Here is a 428-nt window from a genome sequence, read left to right on the forward strand (position 1 = left end):
CCGAATGTGATCAGCATGGCGGGTCTTGATCGTTGGCGAGGGCCCAGGGGGCTGCCTCACGCAGGAAGTGGCGCTCTATTGAGGTGAGGCGGTTGAGAATATCCGTCGCCTGCGGGTGGGTTTTACGGATTTCTTCGTCGAGGACCGCCAATTGCTGGCGGGCACGCAAATAGGCGAATGTCAGCTCGGAGGTGTCGCGCGATGCGGGGCGGGCGGTACGCGTTTCATGGAGCGTGATGAGATAGCGGCTGACGGAGCGATCTGCCTTTTGGGCCGCTGCGGTGATCTCGGCGCGCTCATCAGCGGATGCGTAGAGGGCGTCCCAACGTGTGCGACGTGTGTGTGGCGGCTTGCGAGGTCGTGCCATGTTGAGTTCCAATGCTGTGCGGGCCGAGGGGTTTTACACCGGTGGTGCGAGGTCTCTTGCT

General features: G+C 62.4%; 1 protein-coding gene. It reads right to left on the reverse strand.

Annotated features, from left to right (window positions below; translation table 11 throughout):
* Positions 1–10: 10 nt before the first annotated feature.
* Complete coding sequence (locus ACN5AZ_RS18745; RefSeq protein WP_419430402.1) at positions 11–367, reverse strand: hypothetical protein; 357 nt, start codon at positions 365–367, stop codon at positions 11–13.
* Positions 368–428 lie beyond the last annotated feature (61 nt).

It is taken from the genome of Sagittula sp. SSi028 (genome assembly GCF_048553715.1).
In the GTDB taxonomy this organism is placed as follows: domain Bacteria; phylum Pseudomonadota; class Alphaproteobacteria; order Rhodobacterales; family Rhodobacteraceae; genus Sagittula.

Excerpts from the sequence above, each read along its gene's own strand:
- ACN5AZ_RS18745 (WP_419430402.1), bottom strand. The coding sequence starts at position 367 with ATGGCACGACCTCGCAAGCCGCCACACACACGTCGCACACGTTGGGAC.